This is a genomic window from Flavobacterium sp. N2038, from assembly GCF_025947185.1.
Lineage (GTDB): Bacteria > Bacteroidota > Bacteroidia > Flavobacteriales > Flavobacteriaceae > Flavobacterium.
On record NZ_CP110001.1, the window covers coordinates 3,260,686 to 3,280,670 of the forward strand.

Sequence of the window (19,985 nt, forward strand, 5' to 3'; positions counted from 1 at the left end):
AAATTAAAAGAATAATAAAAACTACCAAAATGAGAAAAAAGATTGTTGCAGGAAACTGGAAAATGCATAAAAACGCAGCACAGACTGAAGAATTATTAAGCGAGTTAATCACTAAAATACCTGCAAAAACTACTGCACAAGTAATTGTAGCACCAACGTTTGTAAACTTACAAGCTGCAGTTGCAAAAGTAAAAAACACTACAATTGGTGTTTCTGCTCAAAACGTTCACCAGGCAGAAGGTGGTGCTTTTACAGGAGAAATTTCTGCTGATATGTTAACTAGTATTGGTGTAAACACTGTAATTCTTGGTCACTCTGAGCGTAGAGCTATTTTTCACGAAACTGATGCATTAATCGCAAACAAAGTTGATACTGCTTTAAAGCATGATATGACTGTTATATTCTGTTTTGGAGAAGAATTAAAAGACCGTCAGTCTGGAAATCATTTCAACATTGTTGAAAATCAATTACGTGACGGATTATTTCAAATTGCAAAAGAATCATGGTCTAAAGTTGTTTTAGCTTACGAACCAGTTTGGGCTATTGGAACGGGAGAAACTGCTTCACCAGAACAAGCTCAGGAAATGCACGAATTTATCAGAGAAGTTGTTCGTAAAGCTTACGGAGCTCAAATCGCTGACGAAGTTTCTATTTTATACGGTGGTTCTGTAAAACCAGAAAACGCTAAAGAAATATTCTCTAAACCAGACGTAGACGGTGGTTTAATTGGAGGTGCTGCTTTAAAAGCAGATGATTTCTTAGCAATCGTTACTGCAATCTAAAAACATTTAGCCACAGATTAAAAGATTCAAAAAGATTTTAAAATCTACTAAATAATAAAAGCGTTCGTAAACCGAACGCTTTTTTTGTGTCTATTTTAAACCATATAAGTGATATAAGAAAATTTAAGCGAGACTTCGAGTAAGAACTTTAAATGAACTTATATCACTTATATGGTGAAAAATAACTTATATGGTTAAAAAATTTTAGTTTATAAATGCTTTTAATAACGGGCAATTGTATCTTTTAAACGTTGGTGTTGTCTTATAAACGGAATAAAAATTAACCAGCTCCTGCCCTGCTTTAAATGGATTTTTTTCCTCTTCTTCAGCCGAAACAATATTAGCATAATGATTATAATAGTTACATTCAAAAATCATTAAACTGGCTAAGGCTTTTTCATTATTGTTTTTTGACATTTTTAAGGCTTTTTCGTAATACATTTTAGCCATGGTTAAACCGTAATAATTACCTTTTTGATAGCTCTTTTCATGCTCCGAATTGTCTCCATAAACATAATCAACATAAGATTCTCCCGATGTCCAGTCATACGCCACCATCATCCATGAATTTCCTAAATACGACACATTAAAATACGCATGAGCCAATTGCAAATTGCTAGCGGCTGTATTCTGTTTCTTCAATTGAATAAGTTTAGCAATAAAATCGGCTTTATTGAAATGATAATCAAATTTGCGTTCTTTATCATTCTGGAGAATTTTAGGAGCAAAAGGATTTTCGTTTAAGTAATTTTTAAACTCATAGTTTTTATCCCAGAAATCCTTTGGCATACTTGAAAAAGTTTTAAGAGCTAACTCTAAATTATTATTTCTAAAAGCAATAGTTCCTTTCAGGTCTTTATAATAATTAATATCCGGAGCAATTGTTCCGGAGCAAATATATTTTTCAAAAGGTGTTTTGTCTTCTTTTTCTTTTAGTGCCATTAAATGATCCATATCTTCTACTGTTGCACTTCGGTCAAAATAACCGATATAACTGTAATAATAAGGATTATTGCAAATAGAATATTCTCCTTCGTTTTTAAGGTCAGATTTCATCATTAACAAACCTGCTGACACCCGATCTCCTTTTTTCGAAAAATCAGCACTGGCAATTCTGTACAAACTGTATAAATTCTTAAACAATCCGTAATCCGTCTCCACCAGATTTTCGACTGAATCAAAATATGCAAAAAGCTGATTTTGCACTTTCTCACTTTTTAAATCATCTTGTTTTAATGAAACCAAAGCCAATTGAATATTCTTTTGCATTTTTATTGATGCATTGGCATTATCAGAAATCATATTAGTATATTTTTTCCCCTCATCAACCTGATCATCAATAAAACAAAGCTGAGCAATTGCCGCAGTTATGTAATCTTTTTGTTCTCCTGATGTTTGTTCTCGTATAGAGATCAAAAAGTACTCTAATGCTCTTAAATGCAAAATATCTTTGTTATAATTTTCTTCTTTTGCTTTGGCATAATTATCATACCAGACTGTTCCGTTAAAAACGACCGATGGACTTCCGTTATTGGTATATTGTGGTGTAAAAATCCAGTCTTCAAGTTTGTTGATTTCCCTTCCAATTAAAAAGCTCAAATTGACACTGTTTGGGCTTAACGCATAGATTTCTTCAATTGTTTTTAAATCCGGTGCAGGATTTCGAAAACTTTCTATTGCCAAAATTACACTTCGTTCTTCATCGTTTTGTGCTAAGGCTAAGGTTTCTGCGGTTAATTTCCAGTTATAATGTTGCAGGACAGCAAATGATTTTTCTTCGCAGGCAGCAAAAACTTTACTTAATAAATAATTTTGCAAAGGAAAATCATCAATACACAATGCTTTGTAATATAAGGCCCAAGGGGCTAAAATAGTATTCTTATTATCTGCAAAATAAGTATCATACAAACGAATTACTTCATTTTTATCCTGAGCATAAAAACTATATCTCAGCATCAAAAATGCATAACGCTGTTTAAGGAAAGTATCTTTTGCCGATTTTATTTTCTTCTCAAAATCGGTTACATCTGCAAGTTTATGCTCTTTGCTTCCATAACCAATTTGCGACCATGATTCCCATTTCACTTCTGTATTACTATTGTATTCCAGTTTTTTAGCAAACACTATATAGTTTAAAAAAGCTTTATTTTTTGGTAATAGCAGCGCCTCAATAAAGGTGTTTTTTTCAAATGCTTTTTTTAGCGATTTGTTTTCAAAAGCTGTTTCAAATTGCTCAGAATCTGTTTCATACAAAATAGTATGAACATCTTTAGGGTCAATCTGATTTCCCAATTTTTTCTTCCATTCTAAACAATTCAATTCCTGATCAACACCTGAAATAGTATTTGTCGAATAGTAATAATCTGCGGAATAGTAAAATGGCGTGAGCTTAAAAAATCCTTCACGTTGCGCTTTAAACAAAGCCAGTCTGCTGGTTTCAGGAGAAACACTCCAGCCGCAGGCAAAAGAAACCTGAAAACTTAAAACTAAAAGTAGGCTACTAAAAATGCGCATAATAGTCTGTGATATTTGGAATTCCATAATCGTTGATGTATTTTTTATCAAAAGAGAAAAATGTCACTTTGGTTTGATTATCAATCTTAATTTTGCTTTTTACAATCGAAATCATTTTCTCAAGTTCATCTTCAGAGATTTTCTCAATTCTGATTTCATCGCCATTCCGCAAATAGGTTTGTCCAATTAATACATCGTCCTGAAGAATATATTTAGAGTCTGAAATCTTTTTTAATTTGAGACTATCATTTCTCAATTGATCATAATCAGATAAAATTCCTTTAAATTGATTTCCTCTAAAAACTACTGCCCAACTGTACAACGGCAAAGCGATATCGAGTTTTAGTTTGTATTTATCACGCGTAATATATTGTGCTAATTCTTCGCTTGTTCCAATTGAATTTTTAGTTTTAAAATCATCTGGTTTTGATATATTATAACACATTAGCAAACCTTTATCTACTGGTGGTGTTCCTGCTTTTTCAGCATATTTATACTGCCACAATCTTATTGTTGCCGCAATTTTTGCTGTTGGATACTCTTTTTTGATTTGATGTAACAAATAGAAATAATTCTGTTGAGATTTTTGTGTCCAGTCGCAATCAATCAGGATCTCTTTGAAATCGACTTTTAATTTGGCTAACTCTATTGATTTTACAGAATCGTAATCGAGGCGCTTATAATTTTCATTTTTATAATAATCCTTTGGATAAACAATCGCATTTGTGTTATTATCTGCGGTGACCTCGTTCATTTTCACTCCAATCTGATGCACACGCTTAGCAATTCGAACCGCCAGACTATCTAATTGTTGCTTGCTTGATTGCAAAACAACTTCGTTTGTTATAAATATACTTGGCGTTATGTCAGGCTTGCTATTATTTAATCTTATATCATAAATGGTAGCTACAGGCAAAGGTTCTTTGGCATAAGGATTCCAGTCGATGTCAAAAAAACGCACGTAAAGATGTTTTACGTTTAGATTCTGTATCAAAGAATCATCTTGTTTATCAAAATTCAAATCGGTTTTCCAATAACAAAATGATCGTATAACTTCGTGTTCATTCTCACAACTTCCTGAGGTTAACACAACAAAGAGCAAAACAAAAATAACATTCCTCATATTCAAAAAATCCTTACAATTTGAATCAAATTTAACATTAATAATTATTAGAATACGAATTATTTATAAACAACTTTTGCTTTGTATTCATACCTTTGCAAAAAAATAATTTATGTCGAATATATATTTAGGATATCATTTTACGATTGAGCCGAAAGAATTAGGATCAGAAATTTTAGTTGCTGAATTAGGCGAAAAAGCATTTGAAAGTTTTACAGAAACTGAAAATGGAATTTCGGCTTTTGTGAAGAAGGATTTGTGGGATGAAAACATTCTGGATGATATTTACATTTTACAATCGGAAGAGTTTAAAATCGAATATACTATTGAAGAAATCGATCAGGTAAACTGGAATGAGGAATGGGAAAAAAACTTCGAACCAATTGATGTTGACGGCAAATGCCACGTTCGCGCTCCTTTTCATCCAAAAACAGATGCCGAATTTGATATTGTTATTGAACCAAAAATGAGTTTTGGAACCGGACATCATGAAACTACACATATGATGATTCAGCATTTATTAGAAATGGATGTTAAGGGGCTTAAAACTTTAGATATGGGATGCGGAACTGCAATTCTTGCAATTCTTGCTGAAATGAAAGGTGCCGAACCAATTGATGCAATTGATATTGACAACTGGTGTTATCTGAATTCTATCGAAAATGCTGAACGCAATAATTGCAAACATATCAGTGTTTATGAAGGCGATGCTGCTTTATTGGCCGGTAAAAAGTATGACCTGATTATTGCTAATATCAACAGAAATATTTTATTAAACGATATGCAGGCTTATGTTGATTCTTTAAACCCAAAAGGTATTATACTTTTTAGCGGTTTTTATGAAGAAGATGTTCCTTTTATCGACGCTTCATGTACTGAAAAAGGTTTAACTTATGTTAAAAAAATTCAAAGAAACAACTGGGTTTCATTAAAATACGTAAATTAGTTAATATCAATTACAAAGTACAAAAACTAAAAAAGATGAGTACTAAAGAAAAAGTAAGAGAAAGAGTTCGGGAAAAAGAAGCGACAGGATTCAATAATGAAATCATTATGTATAACGATGATGTTAATACTTTTGATCATGTTATCGATACCTTAATACGCGTTTGTAACCACACGGCAGAACAAGCAGAACAATGCTCCTTAATTGTACATTACAACGGAAAATGCACTGTAAAAACGGGTCCTATTGACAAACTAAAACCTCAATGTTTACAACTTTTGGAAGCTGGGCTTAGCGCCGAAATTGTTTAATTGCAAATAATTTAAAAAACATTCTATTTTATTCTATATTTGAAATAAAATAGAATGTTTTTTTTTATGGAAGAATACGGAAAGATATTAATTATTGCGATGCCCATTTTTCTAACTTTAATAGTGATAGAAAAGTTATATGGCATTTATAAAAAAGACGATACTGCGCCCTTAATAGACAGTGTGTCCAGCATTAGCTCAGGAATTACAAATTCTGTAAAAGATGTGCTGGGACTAAGTATAACTTTCCTGTCGTATGAATGGCTGGTTTCTAAAATTGCATTACAGCACTTAGAACCTAGTATTCTTTCTTATTGTATTGGCTTTTTTGTCATTGACTTTTATGGTTATTGGAGCCATCGTCTGGCACATCAAATCAATTTTCTTTGGAACAAACATGCAATTCATCACAGCAGCGAAGAATTCAATCTGGCCTGTGCCCTTCGTCAGCCCATTGCCAGTTTAGTTAACTTGTTTACTTTTTTATTAATTCCTGCTGCCCTTTTAGGAGTTCCGGCTTCTGTTATCGCTATCACATTGCCATTGCATTTGTTTTTGCAGTTTTGGTATCATACCAAACACATCAAAAAAATGGGCTTTTTGGAGCACATTATTGTGACACCTTCACATCATCGTGTGCATCACGCTATCAATCCTGAATATTTAGATAAAAATCATTCTCAGATCTTTATTTTCTGGGACAAACTTTTTGGCACATTTCAGGAAGAATTAGACGATGTTCCACCTGTTTTTGGTATAACAAGACCAGCAAACACCTGGAATCCTATTCGTATAAATTTCCAGCACTTAAGTTTATTAATTAAAGATGCATGGCGTGCCGAAAACTGGAAAGACAAACTCACCATCTGGTTTAAACCAACTGGATGGAGACCTGAAAATTTTGAAGAAAAATATCCGGTAAACAAAATCGAAAATGTTTTTGAATTTGATAAATACGGTACACAAAACTCATCAAAACTAGTTTACTGGTCAATTGCACAGATGTTAATTACGCTTTTGTTTGTAAGTTATCTCTTTGATAATATTGCCAAAATCGGACTTCCAAATATCTTTATTTATGGCTTTTTTATTCTGGTAACTATTTACAGTTATACCGAACTGATGGACAAAAGTAAATATGCTATCTTCTGGGAAGGTCTGCGTTTTGCAACCGTAGTTTCAATTATCGCTTATTATGGAGACTGGTTTGGTTTAAACCATGTTTTTTCTGCCAGTAATTATATTATTTTAGCTTATCTAAGTTTATCGTTTCTAATTACAGTTTATTTTGTAACAATCGATTTTAAAACCTACCAAAACCAACTAATAAAATCTTAACCCCACGATGAGAAACGCAACATTTTTTAAAACCTACATTCTATTTAGCATTTTCTATCTCTTTGCTATGCTTTTAGGATACGAAAATCTGGATTGTTTTTTAAAACCTGCCTTAATTCCCCTTTTAAGTTTAGGAGCCTATTTTTACAGAAAATTTCCATCCCAAAATCTACTTTTAAGCGCTTTATTATTTTCCTGGATTGGCGATGTGATTTTGCTCTTTACAGATATGGGCGAAATTTACTTTATCCTTGGATTAGTGGCTTTTCTAATCTCACACATTCTGTATTGTGTCCTTTTTAATAAACAAGGTAAAAAAGAAAGAAAAAAGAACAAAACAGTATTTGCAATTGGATCTGTTGTAATAGCACTTTATTTAGTTGGAATGCTTGCTCTTTTATTACCTTCTTTGGGAGATTTAAAAATTCCGGTAATTGTATATGCAACGGTTATTTCATTTATGCTTCTGTTTGCTTTTAATGGCTATTTAATATGGAAAAAACCTGGCAATCTTTACGTTTTTTTAGGGGCAATAGTGTTTGTAATTTCAGATAGTATTTTAGCAATCAACAAATTCTATTCTCCAATTGAGAAAAGTTCATTTTTTATCATGCTAACGTATCTTGTGGCACAATATCTGATTGTGGTTGGGATATTAAAACTGAATCCAAAAAAACCAAAAGTATAATTTAGTTCCGGTAATAATCTTTAGTCATGAAAAAAATAGCACTGTTTATTGTTTTACTCATTTCAACTGCTTCCTGTATAAGCACAAAATCGACTTTGAAAAATGTTGATGACAGTGCTCCGGATTTAGTTTTAAATAAAAATAATACGTTTGTAATTTCATTATTCAGCAAAGACAAAAAATACGGTTATGATCCAGATTATCCTGTAAATATATTTTTTAGAAATACCAGAGACGAGGCAGCAAACGAAGTTCGTTTCCTTAATGCTCTTGCTGGTCCTAATGGCGAAAAAATCACGTATAAACGTATGGAGACCTGTTGCCCTTTTCCAACAAAACGAAGCGACATGGGAGCCGGATTTCTAAATGTTTACGAATTAACGTGGGAAGGACAAAAGAAACCAATCACGCTTTATTTGAACATTTATGAAAAAGGAATTTTAATGGTACCGATGGGATTGAGTTTAAAGAAAGAATAATTTTTTTTTGAATGGATAAAATAAGTTATGATATAAAAATTTTTGGTGATGACTTTGCAGCTGCAAGGGCTCTTAACACTGCACAAAAAAAAGTTTCTTTAAAAAAAATAGTAATAGCAGTAGCAGCGTTAGGAATTTGCTCTATAATTTTTGGTTTTATTATATATTTCCTGGTTATCTCCATTTCACTTATTATACTGATTTTAATAGGTTTAAAATTTTATAATCAATGGACGCAAAAAAGAAGCACGCATATCAACGAAAAAGAAGCTCAAAGAATTTATGCTCATGAAAATATCAAAGTTACTTTTGATCATGAAAAAATAATATTTGGAAAAAGTGAGAAATATTATAAAGACGTACAAAGAGTTCTGGAAAACAATGCAATTTATTATTTTGGAACAAATGTAAATCCTTCTTTTCCTGAAAATGAAGCGGCGGTGATAATTCCTAAAAGATATATTGATAAAATAGAATTTGAAAATTTCATATTAAAAACCGCATTAGCAGAACATTTTTCAAATAAAAATTAAGAAAACGAACAATAAAGAATTAAATCATGCTCAGTCGGTTACCCTTTATTTTAATTCTTCTGCCCTTATTATTTCAATTAATATTAGGAACAAAAGCTATTTACAAATCTACCTCACTAAAATTTAGTACCATATCGTGGATCAGTTTTATAGCGCAATTAGTCTTTTCCTTTTTAGCGATATATATTGTAAATTATAATTTCTCAAAATACTTTGAAGAGCATCCAAATGTGACCAGATGCGGAATGCCTTTTTTAGGCTTCATCATGGCCACACTGTTTTTTATTTTGGTTCTCATCGTTATTATAATTATTCAATTTCTAATCAAAAAATGGAGGGATAAACAACTTAGATAAAACAAATATGATCAGAACAAAAACGGCATTTATAGTATTCTTGATTTTGTCCCTAATTATATTTCCATATTACACCATTTACCTGCAGTCAGATTTTTTAACCTCATTAGTTCCAGGCTGGAATACGAATATTTTTCCCGGAGAAATTATGGGTGATTTATTTAAATTTTTGATTCTAATGGTTACCGTTTATTTTTATTGGAAACTTTCTGTCATTTTGAAGGAGTTTAGTTTTAAAAGATTTTTAATTCATTTTATACTCACTCTTCCTGCTATTATTATTTCTAAAATTAGTTTTCATGAGTTTTTCAATTTTAATCCTTTAGATGCTGAAAAACTAATTCAAAAAACTCATCTTATTGTTTACAGCATTACCTTAATCAACATTTTATTTTTTATTAGTCAGGCCCTTTTCTGGAGATTTTATCTCAAAACTGAAAGAGCTGTCTTAAAGCAGCATAAAAATAATCTCAGACATTAAAAGTGTTGAATAAGTTAACTTAATTTCTCTTAATTCGATTAAGGTCTTAACTTTTTGTTAGCTTGAATTATTCTCAATAAAACTGCCTTTTTAGTTTCTTTATTAAAATAATCTCGTTAATTTAAAAAATAGATGCAAACAAAACATTAAAGTAATAAAAAGACTACACAATTAACATGCGTGCATCTTAAAATAATCTTAAATCTTAATCTGAAACTCATAAATCATAACTACCTTTGCACTGTCAAAAAATCATATTATGAACATACAACATATTCCTCAAATTAAGCATACTGACAGCGGGAATTTCTTTTTATTGGCGGGACCTTGTGCCATCGAAGGAGAAGAAATGGCGCTTAGAATTGCTGAAAAATTAGTTGGTATTACCGACAACCTTCAGATTCCTTACGTATTTAAAGGGTCTTTTAAAAAAGCTAATCGTTCAAGAATTGACAGTTTCTCTGGAATTGGTGACGAAAAAGCTTTAAAAATTTTAAGAAAAGTATCCGAAACTTTTCATGTTCCTACTGTAACAGATATTCATACCAATGAAGATGCTGATATGGCAGCGCAATACGTAGACGTTTTACAAATTCCCGCTTTCTTAGTTCGCCAGACTGATCTTGTTGTAGCTGCCGCTAACACAGGAAAAGTAGTAAATCTGAAAAAGGGACAATTTATGAGCCCGGAAAGTATGAAACATGCTGTACAGAAAGTATTAGACTGTAACAACGAAAATGTAATGGTTACAGATCGCGGTACTATGTTTGGTTACCAGGACATGATTGTTGATTTTAGAGGTATTCCTACTATGCAGCAATATGCGTCTACAGTACTTGACGTTACGCATTCGTTACAACAACCAAATCAAACTGCCGGTGTTACAGGCGGAAGACCTGATATGATCGAAACTGTTGCCAAAGCTGGTATCGCTGTAGGTGTGGACGGTATTTTTATCGAAACTCATTTTGATCCTGCTAACGCAAAAAGTGATGGTGCGAATATGCTTCATTTAGACTATTTTGAAGGTTTAATGAACAAGCTGGTTGCCATTAGAAAAACTGTAAATGCCTTTTAATTTATAATACTTAAGTTCTTTGAAAACAAAAATTTTATTTTTCTTACTGGCTTGCGTTTCTTTAAACACATTTGCTCAGGAAGAAATTCCAGTACAAAAATATGCTGCTCATAACAAAGGAAAATTCTTTGTTATGTGGGGTGGTAACAGAGAAAGTTACTCTAAATCTGATGTAAATTTCAGAGGTAAAGATTACAACTTTACAGTGGATAATATGAGTGCTCATGACAAACCAAAAGGTTGGCATGTTGATTATGTTAATCCGGTAAATATGACTATTCCGCAAACCAATTTGAGATTAGGTTATTTTTTTAGCGATCATTATAGTGTTACTATTGGTGTTGATCACATGAAATATGTAATGACACAGAATCAAATTGCAAATGTTACCGGAAATATCAATTTACCTGCAGATCAGGACGGCTCAATTTACAATGGAGTTTACAACAATACGCCTGTAGATATGTCCCAAGGTGGCGCTGTTGAAGGTGGTATGCCTGCGGGTAGCACTGGCACTCCTTTTTTAATTTATGAGCATACTGATGGTCTGAATTACATTAATACGGAAGTTTCCAGATTTGATGATGTTTCTAAATGGTTTGGTTTACCAAATATTGATAAAGTTCAGATTAACTTAACTGAAGGTTTAGGAATTGGGCTTTTATACCCTAAGACAAATACAACACTTTTAGGTAAAGAACGTCACGATGATTTTCACGTTTCTGGTTATGGTGTTTCTGCAAAAGCAGGTCTTAACATTACTTTTTTCAAACACTTCTATATTCAGGGAGAGTTAAAAGGTGGTTACATTAACATGCAGGATATTAGAACTACAACAAGCAGTGAAGACAAAGCTTCGCAGGACTTCTTCTTCTTCCAAAGAATTATTGCTGTTGGAGGAATTTTCAGAATCTAATTCTTCTCAGAAAATTATATTTAAAATAGCTGTCATTTTATTTGGCAGCTATTTTTTTTATTATTTACTTTGTACTTCAAAGTACTTTAAAAATATACTTTATGAAAAAATATTTATTTCCACTGATTACTTTTATTCTAAGTTTTGGATGCGCTCTGTTTGTTGCTTTAAAAGTTTTTCCTAACAATCCATTTACAGGAACTGCACCAGAAAAAACAATAGCGAGCAAATATAAAGATGGCGATATTATATTTCAAACCTCGGAATCGAAACAATGTGAAGCGGTTCGTATTGCAACTAATTCTAAGTTTTCGCACTGTGGAATTATTTATGATATTGACGGAAAATGGTTTGTTTTTGAGGCAGTTCAGCCTGTTAAACTTACTCCTTTTGAAGACTGGATTAAACACGGAAAAGAAAATAAATATGTAGTGAAAAGATTAAAAGACGAAAGTGCTTTGAATCCGCTGATTTTACAAAAAATGAAAGATTACAGTCAGCAATTTGATGGCAAAGAATATGACGCTTATTTTGAATGGACGGACAACAGAATTTACTGTTCTGAACTAATCTGGAAGATTTACAAGAATGCTGCAGGAATTGAGTTGTCTAAACTACGAGAATTAAAAGATTTTAACCTTGAAGATCCAAGAGTTCAAAAGATACTGAAAGAACGTTATGGAAATGACATTCCGCTAGACGAAAAAGTCGTTGCTCCTTCTGATCTTGCCGATTCTAATTTATTGAAAACTGTAATAGACACTTATTAATACATTAAAAGCTGGTTGATAATTTCCGGCTTTTTTATTTACTATTTAACTTTGAATTCCAAAGAACTTTTAAAACTATTTTATGAGAGATTTTTTAATTGAAAAACTGTATGAATCTTCGAAGAAACCTTATCAGAAATATTTCAAGAAAAATGAACCCTGGAATATTCCTAAACCCAAATTAATGGACTATCCGGAAAATAGTTTAGGATTTGGTCTGGGCAATTTTTTATATAAAAATCATTTTGATATTCAGGAAAAACTGGAGGATCACGACGTTATTCATGTTTTAACCAATACAGGAGTTTCAGTTTACGAAGAAATCGGGATGCAGTATTATTTGTTAGGAAACGGAAAGAAAAGCCTGTATTTATTTATGGTCATTTTATCCGGTACTATTTTTTATCCCAAACGAATGTATTATTTCATTCAACAATTTAAAAGAGGAAAAAAAGCACTTCCGTTTCACTATTTAGATTTTTCAAAAATGCTTTTCATGCCAGTTCAGTCTATTCAAAAAACTTTTAATATTTAAAATTATGAAAACTCTTAACGAAGAACCTTTCGAAGAAAAAGAATCAACCGAATTAGCTATTGGTTCATTTATAATCAGTACAGTTTTACTACTTCTTTATATTGCTTCAAATGAAAGTCCGACCGTTTTAGTGATTGGCTGGCCATTTGCTTTAGGGGCAATAGTTGTAAACATAATCATGCTTGTTCATTTAACAGATCGGTTTATTCACCTACCTCAGCAACGAAAAGTAATTGGCATTAAAATTTTAATTCTGTTATCTAATATTCCAGTCACCTTTTTGTATTATTTGATTGTGATGAAATCCTAATTCTTAAGTGCTATTTTACTATTTAATACAACAGATTGAAATCGGTTGTGACTAAATCATTTCCACAGAATTTATGCATTACAAGCATTTTATTACAGCACAAAAAAAAAGCCATAAGTTTTTGTACTTATGGCTTTAATACTTTTTTTATTTAAAATCTTAATTTGCTTTTTTAGTCTCGATTCCGTTTTGATCTAATAAATACATTAACGTAGTCATTGTTGCAGCACCAAGTTCTAATTCTCTTTTATTAATAGCATCAAATTTATCATTTGCTGCGTGATGGTAATCAAAATAACGTTGTGAATCTGGTTTTAAACCTGCTTTAACAATTGCCTGTGATGTTAAATGACTAATATCTGAACCTGCGTGACCAATTGTAAAACTATGTACTAAATAAGGCTCAAAAAGATCTCTGTATCCTTGTATTTTTTTTACGTTGGCATCATCTGCTTCAATTGAAAATCCGCGTGGTGAGAATCCGCCTGAATCACTTTCTAATGCAAAAATATGATTCTCTTTCTTTTGTTTTGAAACTTCTTCATATTTAGCACCACCTTTTCCTCCATTCTCTTCGTTCATAAATAATACAACACGAATCGTATTTTTAGGTTTGTAGTTTAGGTTTTTTAGAATGCGAATTACCTCCATACTCTGTACTACTCCCGCTCCATCATCATGAGAACCATCGGCTAAATCCCAGGAATCTAAATGTCCTCCCACTACCATAATATTTTCCGGAGTTACTGTTCCTGTTAATTCTCCGATTACATTATAAGACAAAACGTCCGGCAAAGTTTCGCAAGATTGTTTGAAATAAAATTTTAAAGACGGATTACGTTTCAAACTGGCACTTAGCAATTCAGCACCATTTGTACTAATTGCTGCAGTTGGAATATATTGCTCTTTTGGTAAATCTCCGTAGCTCTGTGCTCCTGTATGTGGAAAGTCATCTAAACGCAAATTCATCGAACGAACAATTGTTCCTACTGCGCCCAGTTTTGCAGCTTCTTTTGCACCTGCATATCTTTGATCTACGCAAGCTCCATAAGATGTAAATGTTTCGATATTTTCAGGATTCATTGGTCTGTTATAAAACACAATTTTTCCTTTTACTTTATCTCCTAATGCTTCCAGTTCTTTGATTCCCTGAACTTCTATTATCTCTGCTGTAAGTCCTGTTTTTGCAGTTGCAACAGAACCGCCTAAAGCACAAATTGGCACTGCAATTTTAGCTTTATTATCTAAGATAAAAGCAGTTTCTTTTGCGCCGCGTACCCAGTGTGGTACCATAACTTCCTGTAGATATACTTTGTCTAGACCTAAGCTTTCTAATTGGGTTTTAGTATACTGAACTGCCTGCTCTGCACTTGCTGATCCTGACAGACGGCTTCCAATATCATTTGACAAATACTCTAACCAAGTGTAGCATTTAGCTTCGGTTAAAGCTTTTTTATAAAATAATTTAATGTTCTTTTCATCATTTGACTGTGCAAAAGATGTTAATCCGCTTAAAACTATAGCAGTTAAAAGAATCGTTTTTTTCATAGGTTTATTAACTTTTTGGGTTGTTGTCACAAAGGAACAAAATTCTTCAGACCTGTAAGAGTTTTTATACCACCTTTTCACAAAAAAAAACCTTGATTACAAATTATTTTGTTTGTAATCAAGGTCTTTATAAGTTTAGCAGGTTAAAACTATTTCACTTCTGTAATTTTAGTTTTTGCACCTATTCCATTTTCATTGAATGGTTCAATCGTAAAATAATACTTTGTGCCTTTGTCTAATCCTCTAAAATCGTATGCGCTTTCGTCATAAACCATAATACTATTATATAATTTATCAGGGCTAATTCCGTAGTAAATATTATATCCTATAGCATCTGTTTGTTTTTTCCAGCTGATCATTGCATTTCTTGAATCTGTGGCATTTCTGGCTACTTTAAAATTAGAAACTGCTTTTGGCTTAGTTTCTAATCCGTTTCCGAAAACTCTGAAATCTGAAATCGCAAATAATCCGGAAGCGTTATGAATATTTACCATTTTGATGTAACGCGCCTTAAACGATTTTGTCAATTCTACATAGTCATGAGGAACGTCTTTGGTGTTTTGAGATTTATCTACCACCAATGTCCAATTTTGAGCATCATCTGACATAAAGATTTTATATTGATAATAAATATCCATTGCCTTATTATACTGCGTTGCTTTATGATCAGCATAATTAATTTGAAGTGCATTTATCTCCATTGCTCTTCCTAAATCAAGTTGCAGCCATTCTCCCGGAGCATCTGTCTTTGCAGACCAATACGTCTGAATATTTTCATCGGTTAAATTATTTGCTCCGTAACAAAACTTCTCATACACTTTTTTCCCTCCATTATCCATTCTGTGGGTTTCGACTTCCATACAATCTTCAGAAGAGGAAACTGTAACCGGTTTTTTATATGAAAGTAGCATCCAGCCTTTTGAAGCTCCGTTTTCCTGGTTTCTTTGACCAGTTGGAAGTACAGTTGGAAAATCGCCATAAGCTGTAATAGAATACATTACATCGTCTTTATCAAATCCCGCAGGAAACATATCAATACGACGTTCAAAACGATCCTTAATAGAGATTTTACAAGTTCCGGTATTCCAGTAATTTCCATAATTATCTGCAAAAGTATTTCCGTGTCCTGCCCCAATTACAAACCCACCTGGTTTATACGACATTGGATTGTGTTTTTGATAGGTAAATGGTCCTAACGGATTATCACCAACATGCACACCGTTTGCATATCCTTTAAATTCGGTTGCAGGTGCTCCATACTGCATATAATACTTTCCATTATGTTTGGTCATCCAGGCACCTTCAATAAAATTCCCCCAGGGTGCAGGTTCCATATCATTGTTAGGTCCAAAACGCTCCCATCCATGATTTGCAGGATCTAAACCTACAACTTCTTTTATTTGTCCATACGGACGCTGAATATCTTCAACTTCTGTTGCTTTATATAATTGTGCATAATCTGCCTGATTTCCTTTTGGAAGCCAGGTTTTATAATCAACTTCTGTACCTACAAGTGGTAACTTCCCACTTGATCCGTAATACATATAGACTTTTTTATCATCATCCTGAAAAATGGCAGGATCCCAGGTTGGCAACATGGCTTTGTTTACGTGGCGTGTCCATCTTCCTGATTTTGGATCTGCTGTTTTCCAGATTGGATGGTCTCTTTTCCATGTTGAACCTACATAAAATAAGGTATCATTTACCACCCATGCAGCTGGTGCACACTGGTCATCATCACCTGGCTGTCTTTGAAAACTTCCGTAAACAAAATTCCAGTCTGACATGTCTTTACTCCAAAAGAAACCAGCCTGATTGGTAGCAAATAAATAATATTCGCCTTTATAAGTGATAATTACAGGATCTGCACTTGAACGTCGGGATTCCGGAATTCCGTTATGATTATGAGTTGTATAATTGTAACCGATATTAATTGGGTTACAATAGGTTGTCGCCGGTTTATTTGGATCAAACCATTCCGTTTTACCGGGAAGAGCCAAATTTTGAGCCTGAATATTGTTATTGAAAAATATCACAAACAATAAAACAGGGAATGTAAGCTGTTTATATATTTTTTTCATGATTTGGTTTGTTTTTGTAATGGGATTACTTTTTCTGGTTTATTCTTTCCTGCAAAAGTTCCGGTTCATTTGTAGTTATATAATTGAATTTATAATCTATAATCCAATCCATATCTGTCGCCTCATTGACTGTCCAGGCATTCAGAATAATCTTGTTGTCTTTTGCTTCTTTAACCCATTCCGGATGCTTTTTGAAAACGGAATAATGATAATCTACGCCATTAATCTTGTCAGCCTTAACTTCCTTTGGAGATTTATTTCCTTCCAGGTATTGCAATACTGTTTTAGAATCAATTGTTCTTATTTGTTTTAGAATATCATAATCAAAACTAATATAACAGGTCTTTTTATCTGCTTTGAGTTTTTTGATGGTTTCTACTGTTTTTAAAGCTGTTATTTTTCCATGCTCTTTGCTAATTTCTGAGGGTTTTATTTCACAAACCAAAAGAGTATGTTTATTGTTTCTTAAACCTTCAGTAATATACTCATGAAGCGTTGGCAGCTTTTCACCATTAGACAATTTAAATTGTATTAAATCTGCGTAATTGGTTTCTTCAATAAGTAATTTATTATAATGTGCATCGTGATTGATTACAAGTGAATCATCTGCGGTTCTCCAAACATCAAATTCCGAACCTGTCAAATTTAAATCGATGGCATGTCTTAGGGCTGCGATTGAATTTTCGGGCATATTATTTTTTTTCCATGCACCACGATGTGCCACAATGCCATTCTTTTTTACACTGCAGGAAGAAAAAACTACCAACAGAACTAATGAAGCTATTTTAAAAGTATTCATACAATTTAAAAATTAAAAGAGGTTTTATACTAGAAAAAAAGCCCTTCGCTAACCAACACGAAGGGCTAATTACTAATCAATAAACCAACTATTTAGTTAACTCAAAACTAACTTTCTTGTCGGCAGCTGAATTTCCTCCAACGAAAATCTCAAACTGTCCAGGCTCTGCTACGAATTGTAAATCAGAGTTATAAAATTTTAAATCTTCAACAGTAATATCAAAACTTACTGTTTGTTTCTCCCCTTTTTTAAGGGCTATTTTCTGGAAACCTTTCAATTCTCTAACTGGTCTTGTTACCGAACCAACTAAATCTCTGATGTATAACTGAACTGTTTCTTTACCGTCAAAATTTCCTGTATTTGCAAGATCAACTGTAACTTTAAGTTTTCCGGTTGCATTCATTTTGTCTGATGAAATTTTCAGATTTGAATAATCAAAAGTCGTATAACTTAAACCAAACCCGAATGGAAATAAAGCTTCGTTTCTTTCGTCGATATAGTTTGATCTGAATTTTTCAAATTTCCCTTCTGTATTAGAAAGTGGTCTTCCTGTATTTTTGTGTGCGTAATAAATTGGCAACTGACCAACACTTCTTGGGAAAGTTGATGTTAATTTTCCTGAAGGGTTTACATCTCCAAATAAAACATCAGCAATAGCGTAACCTGCTTCTGTACCAGCAAACCAAACGTTTAAGATTGCAGGAACTGTTTTTGCTTCGTCCGTAATTACCAACGGACGTCCGTCAAATAAAACTAAAACAACTGGTTTTCCTGTTTTTAATAAAGCGTTTAATAAATCTTTTTGCGCCTGAGGAATTTCTAAGTTTGTACGGCTGCTTGATTCTCCGCTCATTTCTGCAGATTCTCCTAAGGCAGCTACAATTACATCCGATTGCTCAGCAACTTTTAAAGCTTCAGCTAATAATTCTTCTTTTGAACGTGCATCACGGTGTAATGTTTTTCCAAACATTGTTGCATTAGTCTCAAAAGTTTCATCGTAATCTAAGTTACTTCCTTTAGCGTATAAAACTTTTGTTCCTGCTCCTGCAACTTCTTTGATTCCGGCTAATAATGAAATAGCATTTTCCATTTTTGTAGCTACACTCCAGGTACCCGGCATATTTTCTTTAGCATCTGCCAATGGTCCGATAAGTCCAATCGTTCCTGATTTTTTAAGAGGCAATACCTGATTTTGATTTTTTAGCAACACTAAAGATTGTGAGGCGATTTGACGTGCTTCTTTTCTGCTATCCATAGTAAAGATTTCAGTTTTAGCTCTTTTTTCATCACAATATTTATATGGATCCTGGAATAAACCTAAATCGTATTTTGCTTCTAAGATAAGTTTAACAGCATTGTCGATTGTTTCGATTTTTACTTTTCCTTCATCCAAAGATTTTTTCAAAGTTCCTAAGAAACCTTCTCCAACCATATCCATTTCAACTCCGGCGTTTAATGACAAAGCAGAAACTTGTTGAAGATCTCCCATTCCGTGCTCAATCATTTCAGGAATTCCTGTAAAATCTGTAACCACAAAACCTTTAAAACCCCATTGTTTTCTTAGAATATCTGTCATTAACCATTTATTTCCTGTTGCCGGAATTCCGTCAATTTCATTAAAAGAAGCCATAACCGAACCTACACCAGCATCAACTGCTGCTTTGTAAGGAGGAAAATAATCGTTAAACATTCTGATGTGACTCATATCAACTGTGTTGTAATCACGTCCGCCTTCTGGAGCACCGTATAATGCAAAGTGTTTAACGCAAGCTAAAATCGAATTGTTTTTAGAAAGATCGTGTTGTTGGTAACCGTTTACCATTGCTTTTGCAATCTGGCTTCCTAAATATGGATCTTCTCCTGAACCTTCAGAAACTCTTCCCCAACGCGGATCACGCGAAATATCTACCATTGGCGAGAATGTCCAGTTGATTCCGTCAGCACTAGCTTCTTTTGCCGCGATTTGAGCACTTCTTTCGATTAAGCCCATATCCCATGTACAAGACAATCCTAACGGAATTGGGAATGTTGTTTCATAACCATGAATAACATCCATACCAAAAAGCAACGGAATTTTCAAGCGGCTCTTTTCAACCGCAATTTTTTGAACTTCCTTAATTTTTTGAACTGATTTAATGTTGAACAAACCTCCTACTTTACCTTCGGCAATATTTTTTGCAACATTTGAGCTGTTTGCCTGTCCTGTTGTAATATCTCCTGATGTAGGTAAATTTAATTGTCCTAATTTTTCATCTAATGTCATTTTTGACATTAATTCTGCTACAAACTCCGACTTAGGTTTAATTTTTACTGTACTCTTTGTGTTCTTTTTTTGAGCGTAACCCAAAACAGCACATCCTAAAAAAAGTAAGACTAATTTGTTTTTCATGTGTATTT

Annotated in this window: 19 protein-coding genes; 13 read left to right on the top strand and 6 right to left on the bottom strand. The window is 33.0% G+C overall.

Features of this window, described 5'->3' with window-relative positions; genetic code table 11:
* Window positions 1-29: 29 nt before the first annotated feature.
* Window positions 30-782 (top strand): triose-phosphate isomerase, encoded by a 753-nt coding sequence (gene tpiA / locus OLM51_RS14440; RefSeq protein WP_264551303.1) that lies wholly within the window; start codon window positions 30-32, stop codon window positions 780-782.
* A 204-nt stretch (window positions 783-986) separates the two neighbouring features.
* On the opposite strand, the gene OLM51_RS14445 is transcribed toward tpiA, so the two are convergent.
* Window positions 987-3,323: a hypothetical protein gene (locus OLM51_RS14445; protein WP_264551304.1), complete on the bottom strand. Its 2,337-nt coding sequence runs from the start codon at window positions 3,321-3,323 to the stop codon at window positions 987-989.
* Window positions 3,283-4,419 carry a hypothetical protein gene (locus tag OLM51_RS14450; protein ID WP_264551305.1) on the bottom strand — a complete coding sequence of 379 codons (1,137 nt, stop codon included), beginning with the start codon at window positions 4,417-4,419 and terminating at the stop codon, window positions 3,283-3,285. Before OLM51_RS14450 ends, OLM51_RS14445 begins: the two co-directional genes overlap by 41 nt.
* A 112-nt stretch (window positions 4,420-4,531) precedes the next feature.
* Here OLM51_RS14450 and prmA point away from each other — a divergent pair, with 112 nt between their 5' ends.
* From prmA to OLM51_RS14510, 12 genes are all read left to right on the top strand, one after another.
* Window positions 4,532-5,365: a 50S ribosomal protein L11 methyltransferase gene (prmA, locus tag OLM51_RS14455; protein ID WP_264551306.1), complete on the top strand. Its 834-nt coding sequence runs from the start codon at window positions 4,532-4,534 to the stop codon at window positions 5,363-5,365.
* A 35-nt stretch (window positions 5,366-5,400) separates the two neighbouring features.
* Window positions 5,401-5,676 (top strand): ATP-dependent Clp protease adaptor ClpS, encoded by a 276-nt coding sequence (locus OLM51_RS14460; RefSeq protein WP_264551307.1) that lies wholly within the window; start codon window positions 5,401-5,403, stop codon window positions 5,674-5,676.
* A 66-nt stretch (window positions 5,677-5,742) separates the two neighbouring features.
* The gene (locus tag OLM51_RS14465; protein ID WP_264554295.1) at window positions 5,743-7,014 is read left to right on the top strand and encodes a sterol desaturase family protein; all 1,272 of its coding nucleotides are present in this window, start codon (window positions 5,743-5,745) and stop codon (window positions 7,012-7,014) included.
* Between the two features lie 7 nt (window positions 7,015-7,021).
* Entirely contained in the window at window positions 7,022-7,702 is a 681-nt protein-coding gene (locus OLM51_RS14470; protein ID WP_264551308.1) for a lysoplasmalogenase, read from the top strand.
* A gap of 26 nt (window positions 7,703-7,728) precedes the next feature.
* Window positions 7,729-8,181, top strand: a complete 453-nt coding sequence (locus OLM51_RS14475; protein ID WP_264551309.1) for a 2-dehydro-3-deoxyphosphooctonate aldolase — start codon at window positions 7,729-7,731, stop codon at window positions 8,179-8,181.
* Window positions 8,182-8,192: 11 nt separating this feature from the next.
* Window positions 8,193-8,714, top strand: a complete 522-nt coding sequence (locus tag OLM51_RS14480; protein ID WP_264551310.1) for a hypothetical protein — start codon at window positions 8,193-8,195, stop codon at window positions 8,712-8,714.
* Window positions 8,715-9,077: 363 nt separating this feature from the next.
* Window positions 9,078-9,551 (top strand): hypothetical protein, encoded by a 474-nt coding sequence (locus tag OLM51_RS14485; RefSeq protein ID WP_264551311.1) that lies wholly within the window; start codon window positions 9,078-9,080, stop codon window positions 9,549-9,551.
* Between the two features lie 259 nt (window positions 9,552-9,810).
* Entirely contained in the window at window positions 9,811-10,629 is an 819-nt protein-coding gene (gene kdsA, locus OLM51_RS14490; RefSeq protein WP_184163646.1) for a 3-deoxy-8-phosphooctulonate synthase, read from the top strand.
* Window positions 10,630-10,648: 19 nt separating this feature from the next.
* Window positions 10,649-11,545, top strand: a complete 897-nt coding sequence (locus OLM51_RS14495) for a hypothetical protein (RefSeq protein WP_264551312.1) — start codon at window positions 10,649-10,651, stop codon at window positions 11,543-11,545.
* Window positions 11,546-11,646: 101 nt separating this feature from the next.
* Entirely contained in the window at window positions 11,647-12,315 is a 669-nt protein-coding gene (locus OLM51_RS14500) for a YiiX family permuted papain-like enzyme (RefSeq protein ID WP_264551313.1), read from the top strand.
* A gap of 82 nt (window positions 12,316-12,397) precedes the next feature.
* A complete protein-coding gene (locus OLM51_RS14505; RefSeq protein ID WP_264551314.1) occupies window positions 12,398-12,850 on the top strand; it encodes a ubiquinone biosynthesis protein COQ4 in 453 nt (150 codons plus the stop codon).
* 4 nt (window positions 12,851-12,854) lie between these two features.
* On the top strand, window positions 12,855-13,160 hold the full coding sequence (locus OLM51_RS14510) for a hypothetical protein (RefSeq protein WP_264551315.1): 306 nt from the start codon (window positions 12,855-12,857) through the stop codon (window positions 13,158-13,160).
* Between the two features lie 159 nt (window positions 13,161-13,319).
* On the opposite strand, the gene OLM51_RS14515 is transcribed toward OLM51_RS14510, so the two are convergent.
* From OLM51_RS14515 to bglX, 4 genes are all read right to left on the bottom strand, one after another.
* Window positions 13,320-14,708 (bottom strand): M20/M25/M40 family metallo-hydrolase, encoded by a 1,389-nt coding sequence (locus OLM51_RS14515; protein WP_264551316.1) that lies wholly within the window; start codon window positions 14,706-14,708, stop codon window positions 13,320-13,322.
* Between the two features lie 149 nt (window positions 14,709-14,857).
* Window positions 14,858-16,789, bottom strand: coding sequence for a discoidin domain-containing protein (locus tag OLM51_RS14520; protein WP_264551317.1), 1,932 nt, complete (start codon window positions 16,787-16,789; stop codon window positions 14,858-14,860).
* A gap of 25 nt (window positions 16,790-16,814) precedes the next feature.
* Entirely contained in the window at window positions 16,815-17,588 is a 774-nt protein-coding gene (locus OLM51_RS14525) for a glycerophosphodiester phosphodiesterase family protein (RefSeq protein WP_264551318.1), read from the bottom strand.
* A gap of 88 nt (window positions 17,589-17,676) precedes the next feature.
* The gene (gene bglX / locus OLM51_RS14530) at window positions 17,677-19,977 is read right to left on the bottom strand and encodes a beta-glucosidase BglX (RefSeq protein WP_264551319.1); all 2,301 of its coding nucleotides are present in this window, start codon (window positions 19,975-19,977) and stop codon (window positions 17,677-17,679) included.
* Window positions 19,978-19,985: the final 8 nt, after the last annotated feature.

Excerpts from the sequence above, each read along its gene's own strand:
- prmA (WP_264551306.1), top strand. The coding sequence starts at position 4,532 with ATGTCGAATATATATTTAGGATATCATTTTACGATTGAGCCGAAAGAA.
- OLM51_RS14485 (WP_264551311.1), top strand. The coding sequence starts at position 9,078 with ATGATCAGAACAAAAACGGCATTTATAGTATTCTTGATTTTGTCCCTA.
- kdsA (WP_184163646.1), top strand. The coding sequence starts at position 9,811 with ATGAACATACAACATATTCCTCAAATTAAGCATACTGACAGCGGGAAT.
- OLM51_RS14525 (WP_264551318.1), bottom strand. The coding sequence starts at position 17,588 with ATGAATACTTTTAAAATAGCTTCATTAGTTCTGTTGGTAGTTTTTTCT.
- tpiA (WP_264551303.1), top strand. The coding sequence starts at position 30 with ATGAGAAAAAAGATTGTTGCAGGAAACTGGAAAATGCATAAAAACGCA.
- OLM51_RS14515 (WP_264551316.1), bottom strand. The coding sequence starts at position 14,708 with ATGAAAAAAACGATTCTTTTAACTGCTATAGTTTTAAGCGGATTAACA.
- OLM51_RS14510 (WP_264551315.1), top strand. The coding sequence starts at position 12,855 with ATGAAAACTCTTAACGAAGAACCTTTCGAAGAAAAAGAATCAACCGAA.
- OLM51_RS14505 (WP_264551314.1), top strand. The coding sequence starts at position 12,398 with ATGAGAGATTTTTTAATTGAAAAACTGTATGAATCTTCGAAGAAACCT.
- OLM51_RS14500 (WP_264551313.1), top strand. The coding sequence starts at position 11,647 with ATGAAAAAATATTTATTTCCACTGATTACTTTTATTCTAAGTTTTGGA.
- OLM51_RS14475 (WP_264551309.1), top strand. The coding sequence starts at position 7,729 with ATGAAAAAAATAGCACTGTTTATTGTTTTACTCATTTCAACTGCTTCC.
- OLM51_RS14520 (WP_264551317.1), bottom strand. The coding sequence starts at position 16,789 with ATGAAAAAAATATATAAACAGCTTACATTCCCTGTTTTATTGTTTGTG.
- OLM51_RS14445 (WP_264551304.1), bottom strand. The coding sequence starts at position 3,323 with ATGGAATTCCAAATATCACAGACTATTATGCGCATTTTTAGTAGCCTA.
- OLM51_RS14465 (WP_264554295.1), top strand. The coding sequence starts at position 5,743 with ATGGAAGAATACGGAAAGATATTAATTATTGCGATGCCCATTTTTCTA.
- OLM51_RS14480 (WP_264551310.1), top strand. The coding sequence starts at position 8,193 with ATGGATAAAATAAGTTATGATATAAAAATTTTTGGTGATGACTTTGCA.
- OLM51_RS14450 (WP_264551305.1), bottom strand. The coding sequence starts at position 4,419 with ATGAGGAATGTTATTTTTGTTTTGCTCTTTGTTGTGTTAACCTCAGGA.
- bglX (WP_264551319.1), bottom strand. The coding sequence starts at position 19,977 with ATGAAAAACAAATTAGTCTTACTTTTTTTAGGATGTGCTGTTTTGGGT.
- OLM51_RS14470 (WP_264551308.1), top strand. The coding sequence starts at position 7,022 with ATGAGAAACGCAACATTTTTTAAAACCTACATTCTATTTAGCATTTTC.
- OLM51_RS14460 (WP_264551307.1), top strand. The coding sequence starts at position 5,401 with ATGAGTACTAAAGAAAAAGTAAGAGAAAGAGTTCGGGAAAAAGAAGCG.